This is a genomic window from Bartonella sp. HY406, assembly GCF_025449315.1.
Classification (GTDB): domain Bacteria; phylum Pseudomonadota; class Alphaproteobacteria; order Rhizobiales; family Rhizobiaceae; genus HY038.
In genome coordinates, this window is the sequence record NZ_CP104893.1 from 117401 (window position 1) to 132662 (window position 15262).

Below are 15262 nucleotides of genomic sequence, written 5' to 3' on the forward strand. Positions count from 1 at the left end.
TTGGATTGACTTTTGCCGGTTTTATAACTTGTTTGATAAAAGTCTAATCTTATTCGATGAAAAAAGACAAGCCTTCACCATTAAGTTGAGGGCTTGTTAAATACAGATTGATAAATCGATTATTTTCTAAAAAGGCCCATTTACAAAAAAATGTGTTTGGCTTTTAATAGTATGATAACGATTACATTCGACATGTTATCTTTTTTATTATAATGGAATATGCTCTATTCGACGAATATTTTTGAATAATCAATAGCTGCAATAAGCATCAGAAGAATGTATTTTAGGGCTATTCAATTATTTATTCAAAACCGTCGAAATTAAATATTATTATGTGGTTGGGTGAAATCGTTTTAAAACAATGATCTTGCCAATGAGTGGGAGCCCGTCAAGCCAATGCCAAAGGTCGAAACCGGTCCAAGACTACTCTTAAGAAGAATGCGTGAACTCATGGCTGATGCCATGGAGCCACAGGCACGTCTTGATCTTATTGTGCGCGAAATAGCCCATAATATGGTGACTGATGTTTGCTCTTTTTATGTATTGCGCTCTGATGCAGTTTTAGAGCTTTATGCAACCCAAGGACTTAATCCTGAGGCGGTACACCTTGTACAATTGCGTCTTGGACAAGGGCTTGTTGGCACGATTGCCGCTAATGCTACGCCGCTAAACCTTTCCAATGCGCAAGTCCACCCGGCCTTTGCCTATCTGCCTGAAACGGGAGAGGAGATTTATTCTTCATTTCTTGGCGTGCCAATATTGCGCGCTGGCCGCACCTTGGGTGTTTTGGTGGTGCAAAACCGCGAACAGCGCATTTATAATGATGACGAGGTTGAGGCGTTAGAAACTGTTGCTATGGTGCTTGCTGAAATGATCGCCGCTGGTGATTTGCCGCGCGTATCTCTTAACAGTGTAGATATTGACTTGCGCCGCCCCTATACGCTTAACGGACGCGCGTTAAATGAGGGTATTGGTCTTGGTACTGTTGTTTTGCATGAACCGCGCATCGTGGTTACCAATCTTTTCAATGAAGATATTGATCTGGAGCTGCAAAAGCTCACCACGGCGATGGATTCGTTAAGACTGTCCATTGATGATCTATTGGCGCGCGGTGATGTGGCGCGTGAAGGTGAACATCGTGATGTGCTTGAAGCTTATCGCATGTTTGCCAATGATAATGGTTGGATGCGCCGTCTTGAAGAAGCTATTCGCAATGGTTTGAGTGCTGAGGGTGCGGTTGAAAAAGTGCAAAGCGATACCCGCGCTCGTATGCTTAATTTGACCGATCCCTATTTGCGTGAGCGCCTTTCAGATTTTGATGACCTTGCCAATCGTTTGCTTTATCAGTTGATGGGAAGTAGCCGCGAAGATATTGCTGCAAGTGTTGGTAAGGATGCCATTATTGTTGCGCGTACTATGGGCGCAGCAGAACTGCTTGATTACCCTCGCGGCTCGGTGCGTGGGCTTGTTTTGGAAGATGGTGCTCCAACCAGTCACGTTACAATCGTTGCTCGCGCCATGGGCATTCCGGTTGTTGGGCAAGCAAAAGGTGCTGTGTCATTATCTGAAAATGGCGATCCAGTGATTATTGATGGGGAAGAGGGGCGCTTGCATTTGCGCCCTGCCATTGATGTTGAAAAAGCCTATGCCGAAAAAGCGCGTTTTCGCGCTCGTCGTCAGCAAGCCTATCGTGATTTGCGTGATGTACCGGCATTAACCCGCGATGGTCAAAAAATCATTATGTTGATTAATGCAGGTCTTTTGGTTGATCTGCCGCAGCTTTTTGAGTCTGGCGCTGAAGGTGTGGGGCTTTTCCGCACCGAATTGCAATTTATGATCGCATCAACCTTTCCGCGCTCTAACGAGCAAGAGCAGCTTTATCGCTCGGTCTATAAGGAAATCGGTGATAAGCCAGTAACGTTTAGAACTTTAGATATTGGCGGCGATAAGGTTTTGCCTTATTTCCGCTTTAAAGAGCAGGAAGAAAATCCCGCTCTTGGCTGGCGTGCCATTCGCTTGACACTGGATCGGCCTGCTTTAATGCGTACCCAATTACGCGCTTTGCTAAAAGCATCTATTGGCCGCGAATTGCGGGTGATGCTACCCATGGTAAGCGATGTGAGTGAAATTCATCGCACCAGAGAACTAATTGACCGTGAGATTAATTATCTTGACCGCTTTGGTTATGGCCAGCCAACACGCATCAAGCTTGGTGCCATGGTGGAAGTACCAGGGCTTTTATTCCAGCTTGATGAATTGATGGAAGTGGTGGATTTTGTTTCCGTTGGTTCTAATGATTTATTTCAATTCCTTATGGCGGTTGATCGCGGTAATTCGCAAGTTGCCAACCGTTTTGATCAGCTTTCAGTGCCGATGTTACGCGTTTTACGCAATATTATCCGCGCAGGTGAAAGAGCTGAAAAGCCTGTTACGCTTTGCGGCGAAATGGCAGGAAAACCGATAACCGCTATGGCTTTAATTGGGCTTGGCTATCACCGTATTTCGATGACGCCATCATCGATCGGGCCGGTAAAAGCAATGCTATTGTCGCTTGACGCACAAGATTTACGTAAAAATCTTGATGATATTTTGGATAGCCGTGATACGGGTATTAATATGCGTGAATTTTTGCTGCAATATGCTGAGGATAATAATATCAGCCTTTAAGGATTTAAATGGGCGTAATATGATTTCCAATCTGGATTGACGAGAACCCCCCTTTAATCAAATGTTACAAGTTGGGCAAATTCCCTTATAAGGGGATATGCTCTAGTGTTTCAATGCAAGTAAAATCGCTAAGCTGTAAATAATTATCATGGGAAATATAGGACATTAAAACGCCGCGTGCGGGTGATTTTAGTTTTTTAAATTGCATCAAGTCCATGGCATGTAAGCAAAGTTGTTCAACTATCGAAATGGCATCGCCAAAACTTGGGTGTTGGTTATATCTGTCCCAAATATAAAATGTTATGATATCAAATTTTTTATTATGGTCTAAAGCATTTGCATGATGATTGCGCCACTCTAAACGTATGTCAAAGATATATTCAGAAATGTCTTTTAGTTCGCTAAGGCTTGCATATGTTACTTTATTTAGTGGTTCATTTGCTTTAAAAATTGGATCAATTGCTTCGAGATAATGCTTATATTTTGGGATTGTAAGAATATCAGATTCGTATGAAATTCCTCGAATATCCTGTTCTAAGCAATTAAAGATCATTTTGGCATAGGAATGAAAATGCTTATAGGTAAAGCTTTTATTCACACATCCTTCAAACGTATAAGCTAAAATTTTTTGTTCTCCCTAATCGGTCTATTTGAAGATATTTTTAAAACATTGACAATGGAAAGATACTAAAAAAATATGGTCGGTGTGCCAATGGCAAATAAAAATATTATAATGAATTCAAAAATATCTCGGAATTATAATAGAGCGCATGTTGTTTAAATGCGCTCTATTATTATCTTGTATTTTCTAATCTCTTATTTCTAATCTCTGGCAAGGGCGGCAACAGGATCAAGTTTTGATGCGTTGCGGGCAGGTAAAAAGCCAAAGACAATACCAATAAGGGTAGATGATAAAAATGCCGCTATGATCGAGCCGCTGGTGTATATAAGTTTGAAAGGTGCGCCAAGCACATCAAACAAGAAGCCAACCGACAGACCAAAAGCAATACCTAACGTACCGCCAATTAAACAGACGAGTATAGCTTCAATTAAAAATTGCTGCAAAATATCACTGCGCCGCGCGCCAACTGCCATGCGTACACCAATTTCATTAATGCGCTCCGATACAGTCACAAGCATAATGTTCATTACGCCAATACCACCAACAATCAGTGATATAAGAGCGATGGATGCAATCAGCAGGGTTAAGACTTGCGAACTTTGCATAATTTGCTCGCGGAACTCATCACTATTGCGAATGAAAAAATCTTCAGACCCGTGGCGCATGGTTAAAAAGTTTTTAACCGCTGTTTCAACAACCCGGGAATCATAGGCATCATCAACACGTAAAGTAATCGAGCGCACTGTGGTGGTGCCTAAAAAGCGCGTTTGAACGCTGGTATAAGGCAAATAGAGCGATAATGTATCACTGGCAGGGCCAAAACTTTGCAATTCAATTACACCAATGATGCGCGCTGGGACTTTACCAATAAAAATAACTGAACCAACCGCCTTATCAGGGTCATCAGGAAAGAGTGTTGAGACGGCGGTTTGATCGACAACAAGATCAAGAGTGCGATCTTTAACGCTTTGTTCGTCAAATAAATGGCCTGCAACAAGCGTTGCGCCTTCAGCTGAAAAATATTGTTCACCAACGCCTGTCAGCGATGCATTTGCTTCAATTCCCCCGCGCCGCGCCGTTGTTGTCGTTGAAACGCTTGGCGTTACTGCGGCTGCATAGGGTTGTTCTTTAAGTGCTTGTGCATCAGCATCAACAAGGGTGGTAATCTTGCCTGAACGTAAATCTGCCATGCTGCGGCCCGCAAAAATGGTTAGCGTATTGGTGCCGAGGCGATTAATATTTTCTAAGATTTGTTGCTTAGTACCATTACCAAGCGCGACCATTGATACCACGGCGGCAATACCAATAATAACGCCAAGCATGGTCAAAAATGTGCGCATGCGGTGCGCGTTCATTGACAAGGTTGCCATGCGAAAGGCTTCAAAGAACCGGTCGGTAAAGCCGCGCAAAAAGCCACTGCGTTTATAAACGACATCTTCTTTTTCGATTAAATCAGCCTTACCAGAAACACCATGTTGAGCAGGATTGGCATCAGTAATATTGGGCGTGTCAGTTAAAATTTCACCATCACTTATTTCAATAATACGTTCAGCACGGCGGGCAACATTCATATCATGGGTAACGATGATAATTGTGCGCCCCTCAGCATGTAACTCTTCAAGGATGCGCAAAACTTCCTCGCCAGATTGTTTGTCAAGCGCGCCGGTTGGTTCATCGGCAAGGATGACTTCGCCATCATTCATCAATGCGCGGGCGATTGATACACGCTGCTGCTGACCGCCCGATAATTGGCTTGGCCGGTGGTTGACACGCTCGCCCATACCAAGGCGTTGCAAAAGTCCTTCTGCGCGTTTTTTTCGTTCGCTTGGATTGATGTTGGCATAAATTGCTGGAATTTCAACATTGCCAAGGGCGGTTAATTCACCCAAAAGATGATAACGTTGAAAGATAAAGCCAAAATGGTCACGGCGCAATTCCGAAAGCTGATCGGCATCAAGCTCTAGGGTTTCGCTATTCCTGATTTTGTAACTGCCTGATGATGGGCGATCAAGACAGCCCAAAATATTCATAAGCGTTGATTTGCCAGAGCCGGATGCCCCAACAATGGCTACCATTTCACCTTCATAAATGGTAAGATCAATGCCCTTGAGAACGCTTACTTCACCTTCGCCGGCTGGATAATTGCGGCGCACATCTTTAAGGACGATAAGTGGTCTTTTTTGACTTACCATTACACTCACCACGGCCCCATGCCACGACCACGGCCAGATCCTTGTTGGCCACTTGGCATGCCGCCGCCCGTAATAACTTTATCCCCCTCGTTAAGGCCGGAGAGCACTTCAGCGTTCACCTTATTATTAAGGCCAATTTTGACATCTCGCATTTCGACTTTGCCATTTTCATTAAGAACTCGCACATTATAGCTTCCATCGCGTTTTTTCGCCCCTAAGCCATCGGTTGAAATTAAAAGAGCATTTTCAGATTTGCCAAGGACAATTTTGACTTCAGCCGTCATATAGGTACGCAACGCACCATCGGCATTATCAATATTGAAAATGCCATTATAATAAATAGCCGACGACGAAGATGAACTAGATGTGCTAGCACTTGAGTTAAAACTTATGTCATTGCGAATAGATTCAGGTGCTGGTTCAATCGCTTCCAAAACGCCATCATAGCGCCGTTCTGGATTACCGATCACATTGAAGTATAGGGGTTGGCCAGTTTTGACATTAACAACATCAGCTTCTGAAATTTCAGCGCGGATGGTCATTTTGGTAAGATCACCAATAATTGCAATGGTTGGCGCCGATTGAACAGCATTAACGTTTTGGCCTTCTTGAACAACCGTTGCGAGCACCGTTCCATCAAAAGGCGCCGTAACTCGTGTATAGCCAAGATCTACTTTTGCTGTCTCAACATCCACTTGCGATTGGATAATTTGCGCGTTTAATGCGTCAATTTGGGCTTGGCGCACATTTACCTCGGCCTCAGCACTATCAAAATCAGCTTTTGACACTGCATTGCTCGCAATCATATTTTTTTGGCGAGCAAGGTTTTTTTGCGCAAGTACTAGTTGAGCTTGCAGCTCGGCTAGCTTAGCGTGATTGTTGCTCAGCGCTGCTTCTTTATTTTTAAGATCATTTGCTTGAGTAGTTGAGTCAATTTCAGCTAATAAATCGCCTTCTTTTACTTCACTGCCGGGCTGAACTTTAAGTGAAATAATACGACCCGTTGCGCGCGCGCCTACGGCCACCAAGCGATATGGTTTGACAATACCGGTCGCAAGAGCGGTTACCTCAATATCACCGCGTTTTATCGGGGCAGTCATATAATTGGGTTCGCTTGTTTGGCTCGAAAATAACATTTGATAAAGAAAATAGACAATAATCAGCGCAATGGCGGCGATGATAACCAGTAATAATTTCTTTTTTGGTTTATACATAAGTCTTTATTCCTATCAAAAAATTTAATTTTATTGGCAAATATGCTTGCTTCTTATTGGCATTTGTTATTGATTGGCTCTTGGTTGAATATGAGGCCCAGTATTGCTGTCGGTAACTTCTTTGCGAGTTGTATCTAATGTTCCATTCCAACCGCCACCTAAAGCTTTCATTAGGGCAATATAATCGGTGGTGATGGATGCTTGCGCATCAATATAAGATTGTTGCGCTGAATAATGAGAACGTTCAGCAGTTAAAAGGTCTAAAAAGCTAGTATTACCCGATGTATAAAGATTGCGCGAAAGATCAAGTGCTTGGCGATAGGAACGCTCGGCTTGTCCTAATTTGGCTGCTCTTATTCTATCTTTGGATAGTGCAACAAGGGCGTTTTCAACTTCCTCAAGGGCAGTTAAAATTTTTGCACGATATGCAATAAAATATTGATCGCGCTGAGCTTCTGCCGCCATTACATCGGCAGCGCGTTGCCCGCCATTAAAAATTGGCACGCTAAAGCTTGGGCCAACTGCCCATGCAATCGATGAATTGCGTCCAAGGTCGCCAATTTGTGAAGCGGATGTTGAAATATTGCCGGTAAGTGAAAGCGATGGATAGCGCGCAGCTTCCTTTTGACCAATGCGTGCTGTTGCTGCGGCATATTGGCGTTCGCTTACTCGCACATCTGGACGGTTTAGCAAAATATCGGCGGGTATTCCACTTGCAATTGGCCATTTGGGGGTTGGAATGGCCTTGCGCTTTGCCATCATTGCATTAAGTGCAGCTGGTTGTTGCCCAGTTAAAACCGCTAAACGGTGGGTGGCGCTTGCTAATTGGCTTTCGAGTTGAGGAATATTTGCTTCAGTGCTAGCAGTTTGTCCCTCGGCATTTGATACGTCAAGCTGCGATACGGCGCCAGCGGCAAACTTATCGCGGGTAAGCTTTGCTGTGCTTTGCTGCGAAGCGACGCTTTCGCGGGTTAATGCAAGTTTTGCTTGTAGGCTGCGTACCTCAACATAATAGCTTGCAACATCACCAATCATTGTCACCAATGTTGCACGTAAATCTTCGTTAGCAGCATCAAGTCCATAACGTGAAGCTTCAACACCGCGCCGATTAGCACCAAAAAGATCAATTTCCCAGCTACTATCGAGGCCACCGCGATAAGCGCCTTGGTCGCTTTGCGTGCCGGTGCGGCTGCGATTATAAGAGCTTGATCCATTAAGACTTGGAAATAATGTGCTATTTGACGAGGCAAGGCTAGCGCGTGCTTCACGAATTTTAGCCTTGGCGGTTGCAACATCATTATTACCGCGAATAGCAACATCAATTAATTGGTCAAGTAAGGGGTCATTTAATTTATACCACCAATTGGCTAATTGCGCTGGTTGCAGCGGCGTTAAATTGTTAGATTTAGACCAGCTCGCTGGCAGTGAAAGATTTGGCTTTTGATAATCTGGACCAACAACACAGCCTGCCAATAAAAAAAGTGATAACATAGCCGACAGGCTTTTAGCCAATGAATAGTTGGATGTTTTATTGGCTAGTCTTTTGGTTATGTGCTTTGTGGCAGACATATTATAAAGGTTTCCTACCTGTTGGCCCTACTGGACTATTTTTCTTGCGCTTTTTGGCGATTACTTTAAATTTTGACTAAAAAATAGCATGTTTGATATGAATGGCGGTTAAACATCATAATTCTTAGCGATGCAATTGTTAGAGCAACAATATTTTTTTAAAAATCTAAATATTTGATTGTTGTTCAATTGTTTTATTATTAAAGCGGTTTTATTTTAAGCTAAGTCAAAGAAGCCCTAGTTTAGCCTAATTGCGTTTAAACATATTTTTTAAAATTTTGCTCGTGAATTATTTGTCATAATTGCAAAATTTTATTCATGCCAATGCTTAGAGCTGAGATAATATGTTTGAGATACTGCAAATAGAGATCTATTGAATTTTAACAATAGGATTGTTAAATTATTTTGTATTGGTAACTGCTGGATGACAATCCATGTTTAATCGCGTAAAGACAAAAGCGTTCTGTTTTATTAAAAACAAATTTTTTACAAAAAATTGATACAAATTTTGCATTTGATGATGCATCACAGTAAAAAAGCATGGCTTTTGCGATTCTCATTTACAAGAATGGGCGCCAAAACATCGAATCGATTGATAGCCTAGTGTGTTGTTGAACTAGGCCATTAACAAATGGAATAAGATTAAGATTGTAATATGGATAATAACCAACCCTCTAAAGATCCCTTTTCAAAACGTTTATGGCGTAAAATTCGGCAACCTTTAAAGGATTCAAAATTTTTTAAATCCCTTTTGGTGCATTTTATGGCAACCTATTTACGGCTGGTTTATTGGACAAATCCATTGTTAAAAGACTCGGATGATCCTAAAGAAGCCCATAAAAAATATAATCCTTTTATTATTACCTTTTGGCATGGTCGCCATATTATGGGGCCATTTTTGCGCCCTAAGGGGGAAACAATCATTGCCATGTTTTCTCGTTCGGCGGATGCGGAACTTAATGCGCGGGTAAGTGAGGTTTTAGGGCTTGAAACTGTGCGTGGTTCGGGTGGGCGCGGTGACAAACAAAAGGCGGAGCGCGGCGGTGCGCGTGCGCTCATTACCTTAAATAAGTCTTTGCGTGCTGGTAAAACAACCGCAATGATTGCCGATATTGCCCATGGTACAGCGCGAGAAGCTGGCAAAGGTATTATTCTTTTGGCAAAATTATCTGGCCGCCCGATTGTTCCTTATATTTATGCTTTTTCGCGTGAAAAAATATTGGAGAAAACTTGGGATAAAACCGCTATACCATTGCCTTTTGGTCGGTCTATTTTTCTCATGGGGGATGCCGTTTTTGTGCCGGAGGATGCCGATGATGATTTATTGGAAAAAAAACGACAGGAACTTACAGAAATTATGAACCGCTTAACTGTTGAGGCTTATGATAAGCTTCACCACAAAAAGCGGGGCTGATATGCGAAATTTAAGAGCAAGACTGGCATTGTCATTTTATCGGGGGCTTGGCTCAAGCTTTCGCCCTTTTGCGCCTTTTTATCTGTCAATGCGTGCAGCACGTGGCAAGGAAGAATTAAAGCGTAAGCGCGAACGGCTTGGTAAAGCGACAAAACCACGCCCATTGGGGCCATTAATCTGGCTGCATTCGGCAAGTGTTGGCGAAACAATGGCGCTTATTCCAATTGTTGAACGTATATTATTGATGAAAATCAATATATTATTGACAACTGGGACAGTTGCGTCGGCAAGGCTTGCAGATGAGCGTTTTGCTGATAGGGTTATCCATCAATATGCGCCGCTTGACATTGTCTCTTGTACAAGGCGTTTTTTAGACTATTGGAAGCCAGATATTTCTATTGTTTGCGAATCTGAAATTTGGCCAGTACGAATTTTTGAGCTTGCTAACCGGAAAATTCCGCAAATCATGCTTAATGCCCATTTATCTGAGCGTTCTTATAAGTCGTGGAAAAAACGCTCACGCGTTGCTTATGAAATCTTTTCAAGATTTGATGCGGTGGTTTGCCAAACGGAAGAAGATGCACGATATTTCCGCGATCTTGGTGCAGTGCGTGTATCGGTATCGGGCAATTTGAAGGCTGATGTTATTTTGCCAGGTAAACCGGCTGAGATTAAGCGTTATAAAAAGGCAATTGGTTTGCGCCCGGTCTGGGCGGCTATCTCAACCCATGAGGGAGAGGAAGCAATGGCGGCCGAGGTGCATAAAAAGCTATTGAAAAAGCATCCTGGGCTTTTGACAATTATTGTGCCGCGTCATGTAGAAAGAGCGCCTGTAATTGCCCGTCATTTCGATGATATTGGTTTGACCTTTGCCAGTAAAGCCTATGACCAAATGCCAACAAATGAGACTGATATTTTATTAGGTGATACGGTTGGCGATATGGGGCTTTATTTGCGCCTTACTCAAATTGCTTTTGTTGGCAAATCCTTAGCCGGCGAGGGCGGTCATAATCCTATCGAACCTGCTTTGAGCGGTGCAGCTATATTAAGTGGTCCCAATATTCAAAATTTTAAAGAAACCTATCAGGCTTTGATGAAAAATGAAGCAGTGCAATTGGTTGATGATGCAACCATGCTTGCCGGTTATGTTCATCATTTATTGGAACGGCCCGATGTGCGTGAGCGGATGATTGAATCTGGCCGCCAAACCATTACTCAATTAAGTGGGGCAAGAGAGCGTTGTTTTGAAGTATTGGAAAAATTTTTACAACCGCTAACTCTTGCTGCGCAATTAAGCCAAGCTGATAATATGTTGAATAAGCGGGATTAAAAAAGTGCAGGCACCAAAATTCTGGTGGCAGAATAACAGCCTTTCAAGCCTTTTACTAAGCCCCTTTGCTTGGGTCTATGGTTATTTCGCGGCTAGAAAAATGCAAAGTCATTCTGCGCCAAAGGTTGATGTGCCGGTTTTATGTATTGGCAATTTTACCCTTGGCGGAGCTGGTAAAACACCAGTGGCGATAAGCCTTGCAAAGACGGCGAAAACTATGGGGCTAAAGCCGGGTATTGTAACGCGCGGCCATGGTGGTTCGGTACAAAATGTCCATATTGTTGATATTGATAAAGATCACGCAACAAAGGTCGGCGATGAACCCTTATTATTAGCGCGCCATGCTCTTGTTGCGGTTTGTCAAGATCGCTTTTTGGCGGCACAATCTTTGATTGAACATGGCTGTGATATCATTTTAATGGATGATGGGTTTCAAAGCCGTAAATTATTGCCTAATTTAAGCCTATTGGTGGTCGATGCATTGCGCGGCATTGGTAATGGAGCTGTTTTTCCCTCTGGCCCGTTACGTGCACCGCTTGCAATGCAATTGGCATTTACCGATAAAATTCTTATTATCGGCAATAGAGCAGCGCAATTTGATAAAACAGTGTTTTTACCAATAAATGGCGGGCAGATAACTAATGCTAAATTACAACCAACAAGCAGTGTCGATTTAAAGGATAAAAAATTGCTAGCCTTTGCCGGCATTGGCAATCCAGATAAGTTTTTTGAAAGTGTAAGCGAGCTTGGCGGCATTATTGTTGAAAAGCGTGTTTTTGCTGACCATCATTTTTTTACCGCTAGCGAGGTAAAAAATATTGCTGTTGAGGCAAAGACCAAAGATCTTATGCTGGTTACCACCGCCAAAGATTATGTACGTTTGAAAGATCAAGAATTTGCTGCCAGTTTAGAAAAGTTGATCATTGTCGATGTCGAAGTGGTTTTTAGCCATGCCGATTATGGCCAAGACCTATTGGCTGAAACAATTAAAAAATTTAAAAGCCGCTAATTTTGACAGTGAATAATAAAGTCTGGAATGCGCTAAAATTTGCTACTATTGTTTAAAATCTAAGTTTTTTATTAAATTTTTTTTTTCAAAAAAAGATCGTTTTTATTTAAAAAAATATGAAATTACTAGTCTAATAAATACTTTTTAATTTATAAAAATGGTTTTTTATCAATATATTATTTATATAAATTGATATTTATCATTTGTTTGAAATAGGTAAAAATTTTAAAGAAATTGCGAAAATTAAATTAGTTCTTCTTTTTTATAAAAAAAGCGGTTATGGTTTAAAAGAACTCTAATGAAACGGTTTGTAGGAGGACCGGTTAGAGGTTGGGCGTTGGAGGATTGCCATTTGAATGATGCATGAGGATTGCATCATCAACATGTGTGGCAAGCGCATTTTTGGAGGAAAATATGACCAATAAAGTTTATCCCGTGCCATCAAGCATAAAGAAAAATACTTTGCTTGATGCGGATACTTATACCAAATGGTATGATGAGAGTATCAAGGATCCAGATACATTCTGGTCGCGCCATGGCCGCAGGATAGATTGGTATAAGCCATTCACTAAAGTTAAAAATACCAGTTTTAAAGGCCGTGTATCGATTAAATGGTATGAAGATGGTGTTACCAATGTCAGTTATAATTGTATTGATCGTCATTTGAAAAGCCGTGCTGATCAAGTGGCAATTATTTGGGAAGGTGACAATCCCTATATTGATAAAAAAATCACCTATCGCGAACTTTATGACAATGTTTGCCGCTTTGCCAATGTGTTGAAAAAACGCGGTGTCAAAAAAGGTGACCGTGTTACCATTTATTTGCCAATGATTCCAGAGCTTGCCTATGCGATGCTTGCTTGCGCCCGTATTGGCGCGATCCACTCGGTTGTATTTGCGGGCTTTTCGCCAGAGGCTTTAGCTGGCCGCTTGGTGGATTGTGAGTCAACCTTTGTGATTACAGCAGATCAGGGTGTACGCGGTGGCAAGCCCATTCATTTGAAAGAAAATGTTGATCTTGCGATTGATATTGCTGCTCGCCAATATACTATTGTCAATCAAGTACTGGTGGTGCGCCGAACCGGTGGTAAAATTGGTTGGGCGCCAGGTCGCGATATCTGGTATCATGAAGAAATGGTTGATGTGAAGGGTGATTGTCCACCTGCCAAAATGAAGGCGGAAGATCCATTATTCATTCTTTATACATCTGGCTCAACTGGTAAGCCAAAAGGTGTGTTACATACTACTGGTGGTTATCTTGTTTATGCATCTATGACCCATGAATATGTTTTTGATTATCATCCTAATGAAGTTTACTGGTGTACGGCTGACGCTGGTTGGATTACAGGACATTCTTATCTTGTTTATGGGCCATTATGTAATGGTGCTACAACCTTAATGTTTGAAGGTGTGCCCAATTTTCCGGATAATGCCCGTTTTTGGGAGGTAGTTGATAAGCATAAAGTCAATATTTTTTATACGGCGCCTACGGCAATTCGCTCGTTAATGGGGGCAGGGGATGAGTTTGTCACCCGCTCAAGGCGTACAAGCCTGCGTATTCTTGGCACAGTGGGCGAGCCAATCAATCCTGAAGTTTGGGAATGGTATTATAACGTGGTTGGTGATGGTCGTTGTCCGGTAATTGACACATGGTGGCAGACGGAAACTGGCGGCCACATGATTACGCCATTACCGGGGGCAACCGATCTTAAACCCGGTTCAGCAACTAAGCCGTTTTTTGGCGTGAAGCTTGATATTGTTGATGCAGAAGGCAATGTTCTTGAAGGGGCGGGTGAAGGTAATCTTTGCATTTCCGATTCTTGGCCGGGGCAAATGCGCAGTATCTATAAAGATCATGAGCGTTTTGTTGAAACCTATTTTTCCACCTATAAGGGAAAATATTTTTCTGGTGATGGCTGTCGGCGCGATGAAGATGGCTATTATTGGCTAACTGGTCGTGTGGATGACGTGCTTAATGTGTCTGGTCACCGCCTTGGTACTGCAGAAGTTGAATCCGCACTGGTTTCTGATCACTCGGTGGCAGAGGCTGCAGTTGTTGGCTTCCCCCATGCAATCAAAGGTCAAGGCATTTATTGCTATGTTTCTTTGATGGAAGGCATTGAACCAACCGATGCACTACGCCAAGAGCTTATCCAACATGTGCGCAAAGATATCGGACCAATTGCAACACCTGATAAAATTCAATTTGCACCTGGCTTGCCAAAAACCCGTTCGGGCAAAATTATGCGGCGTATCTTGCGTAAAATTGCTGAAAATGAATTTGAAAGCCTTGGTGATACATCAACCCTTGCCGATCCCGCCGTTGTGGATGACTTGATTGCTGGGCGCAAAGCAATTGGCTAAGAAATCTCATGCAAAACTGTGCAATGGTTTTGCATAGAGTTTTATAAAATAGAATGTCAACTTTGCTAATGCAGATTGACATTCTATAGCTACAGAATTGTAATTATTATTCCACATATTCCGATCGAAAGAATTTTTGTATAGTATTCATCTTTAAACGCTACGTTTATTGCCCCATATCAAAACATGCAGTTGCGGCAAGACATGGGCTTTAAACCAACCATCTAGGCAGACACGGTCAATTAGCCATTCCATGCGATTTAAGATGCCATTCGTATCAATTTCACCATCAAGGTCTTGCGGTTGCGGCGGCGTGTGATTGCCGGGCTGCAAATAAATATCTATATCGCAAAACTCCTCACCAATTGATCGCGCAAATTGGTAATCTACATCATCGAAAACGACAAATTTCAAAACGACTTTGGTATTTTTAGCAGCTTTTATTGCAGATTTTAAAATAGTACGGTCGCATTGCATTTTGCTAGATGGTGGTTTGGGGCTTAAAACCAGCCAATCAAGATCTTTAAACCATGGTTTGACGATAGAGCCTTGGGTTTCCATTGCAAAGGAATGACCGCGTTCTTTGCCAGTATGAATAAGATTATCAAGCGGTTGAATAGCAGGATTACCACCCGATAAGGACACCATAATAGAACGACCATTGGATAGTTTTTCAACTTCGTTTAATATAGTGCTGCTTGTCATTGGCTGCCATTGCTGGCGATAGCTACTTTCAACCGCATAAAGCGTATCACACCAGTCGCAACGATAATCACAGCCACCAGTACGCACAAAAACCGTTGGCATGCCAATAAGTACGCCCTCACCTTGAATGGTGGGGCCAAAAATTTCGCAAATGCGAATTGTATCAGTCATTGATC

General features: G+C 42.4%; 10 protein-coding genes. 5 read left to right on the top strand and 5 right to left on the bottom strand.

All coding sequences use genetic code 11. The features are described 5' to 3' along the window. Positions 1-396: 396 nt before the first annotated feature. The gene (gene ptsP, locus N6B01_RS00500) at positions 397-2667 is read left to right on the top strand and encodes a phosphoenolpyruvate--protein phosphotransferase (protein WP_262079408.1); all 2271 of its coding nucleotides are present in this window, start codon (positions 397-399) and stop codon (positions 2665-2667) included. Between the two features lie 85 nt (positions 2668-2752). On the opposite strand, the gene N6B01_RS00505 is transcribed toward ptsP, so the two are convergent. The 4 genes from N6B01_RS00505 to N6B01_RS00520 all read right to left on the bottom strand — a co-directional run bounded on the left by N6B01_RS00505 (position 2753) and on the right by N6B01_RS00520 (position 8264). Further along, positions 2753-3265 carry a hypothetical protein gene (locus N6B01_RS00505; RefSeq protein WP_262079409.1) on the bottom strand — a complete coding sequence of 171 codons (513 nt, stop codon included), beginning with the start codon at positions 3263-3265 and terminating at the stop codon, positions 2753-2755. Between the two features lie 224 nt (positions 3266-3489). Beyond that, entirely contained in the window at positions 3490-5481 is a 1992-nt protein-coding gene (locus N6B01_RS00510) for a MacB family efflux pump subunit (protein ID WP_262080684.1), read from the bottom strand. 5 nt (positions 5482-5486) lie between these two features. Beyond that, positions 5487-6695, bottom strand: coding sequence for an efflux RND transporter periplasmic adaptor subunit (locus N6B01_RS00515; protein WP_262079410.1), 1209 nt, complete (start codon positions 6693-6695; stop codon positions 5487-5489). Between the two features lie 66 nt (positions 6696-6761). After that, the gene (locus tag N6B01_RS00520; RefSeq protein WP_262079411.1) at positions 6762-8264 is read right to left on the bottom strand and encodes an efflux transporter outer membrane subunit; all 1503 of its coding nucleotides are present in this window, start codon (positions 8262-8264) and stop codon (positions 6762-6764) included. A 655-nt stretch (positions 8265-8919) separates the two neighbouring features. On the opposite strand from N6B01_RS00520, the gene N6B01_RS00525 reads away from it, so the two are divergent. The 4 genes from N6B01_RS00525 (at position 8920) to acs (ending at position 14381) form a co-directional block, all read left to right on the top strand. After that, positions 8920-9678 carry a lysophospholipid acyltransferase family protein gene (locus tag N6B01_RS00525; protein ID WP_182418405.1) on the top strand — a complete coding sequence of 253 codons (759 nt, stop codon included), beginning with the start codon at positions 8920-8922 and terminating at the stop codon, positions 9676-9678. Between the two features lies 1 nt (position 9679). Beyond that, complete coding sequence (locus tag N6B01_RS00530; RefSeq protein ID WP_262079413.1) at positions 9680-11008, top strand: 3-deoxy-D-manno-octulosonic acid transferase; 1329 nt, start codon at positions 9680-9682, stop codon at positions 11006-11008. Positions 11009-11012: 4 nt separating this feature from the next. Beyond that, positions 11013-12017 carry a tetraacyldisaccharide 4'-kinase gene (gene lpxK, locus N6B01_RS00535; protein ID WP_262079414.1) on the top strand — a complete coding sequence of 335 codons (1005 nt, stop codon included), beginning with the start codon at positions 11013-11015 and terminating at the stop codon, positions 12015-12017. Between the two features lie 414 nt (positions 12018-12431). Next, positions 12432-14381 carry an acetate--CoA ligase gene (acs, locus tag N6B01_RS00540; RefSeq protein ID WP_262079415.1) on the top strand — a complete coding sequence of 650 codons (1950 nt, stop codon included), beginning with the start codon at positions 12432-12434 and terminating at the stop codon, positions 14379-14381. 153 nt (positions 14382-14534) lie between these two features. Here the strand turns inward: acs and queE are convergent, their stop codons facing one another. Then, the gene (queE, locus tag N6B01_RS00545) at positions 14535-15257 is read right to left on the bottom strand and encodes a 7-carboxy-7-deazaguanine synthase QueE (protein WP_262079416.1); all 723 of its coding nucleotides are present in this window, start codon (positions 15255-15257) and stop codon (positions 14535-14537) included. Positions 15258-15262: the final 5 nt, after the last annotated feature.

What these genes read in the sequence shown, in the direction of transcription:
- N6B01_RS00525 (WP_182418405.1), top strand. Translation starts at nt 8,920, where the DNA reads ATGGATAATAACCAACCCTCTAAAGATCCCTTTTCAAAACGTTTATGG.
- N6B01_RS00510 (WP_262080684.1), bottom strand. Translation starts at nt 5,481, where the DNA reads ATGGTAAGTCAAAAAAGACCACTTATCGTCCTTAAAGATGTGCGCCGC.
- N6B01_RS00515 (WP_262079410.1), bottom strand. Translation starts at nt 6,695, where the DNA reads ATGTATAAACCAAAAAAGAAATTATTACTGGTTATCATCGCCGCCATT.
- acs (WP_262079415.1), top strand. Translation starts at nt 12,432, where the DNA reads ATGACCAATAAAGTTTATCCCGTGCCATCAAGCATAAAGAAAAATACT.
- N6B01_RS00530 (WP_262079413.1), top strand. Translation starts at nt 9,680, where the DNA reads ATGCGAAATTTAAGAGCAAGACTGGCATTGTCATTTTATCGGGGGCTT.
- queE (WP_262079416.1), bottom strand. Translation starts at nt 15,257, where the DNA reads ATGACTGATACAATTCGCATTTGCGAAATTTTTGGCCCCACCATTCAA.
- ptsP (WP_262079408.1), top strand. Translation starts at nt 397, where the DNA reads ATGCCAAAGGTCGAAACCGGTCCAAGACTACTCTTAAGAAGAATGCGT.
- N6B01_RS00520 (WP_262079411.1), bottom strand. Translation starts at nt 8,264, where the DNA reads ATGTCTGCCACAAAGCACATAACCAAAAGACTAGCCAATAAAACATCC.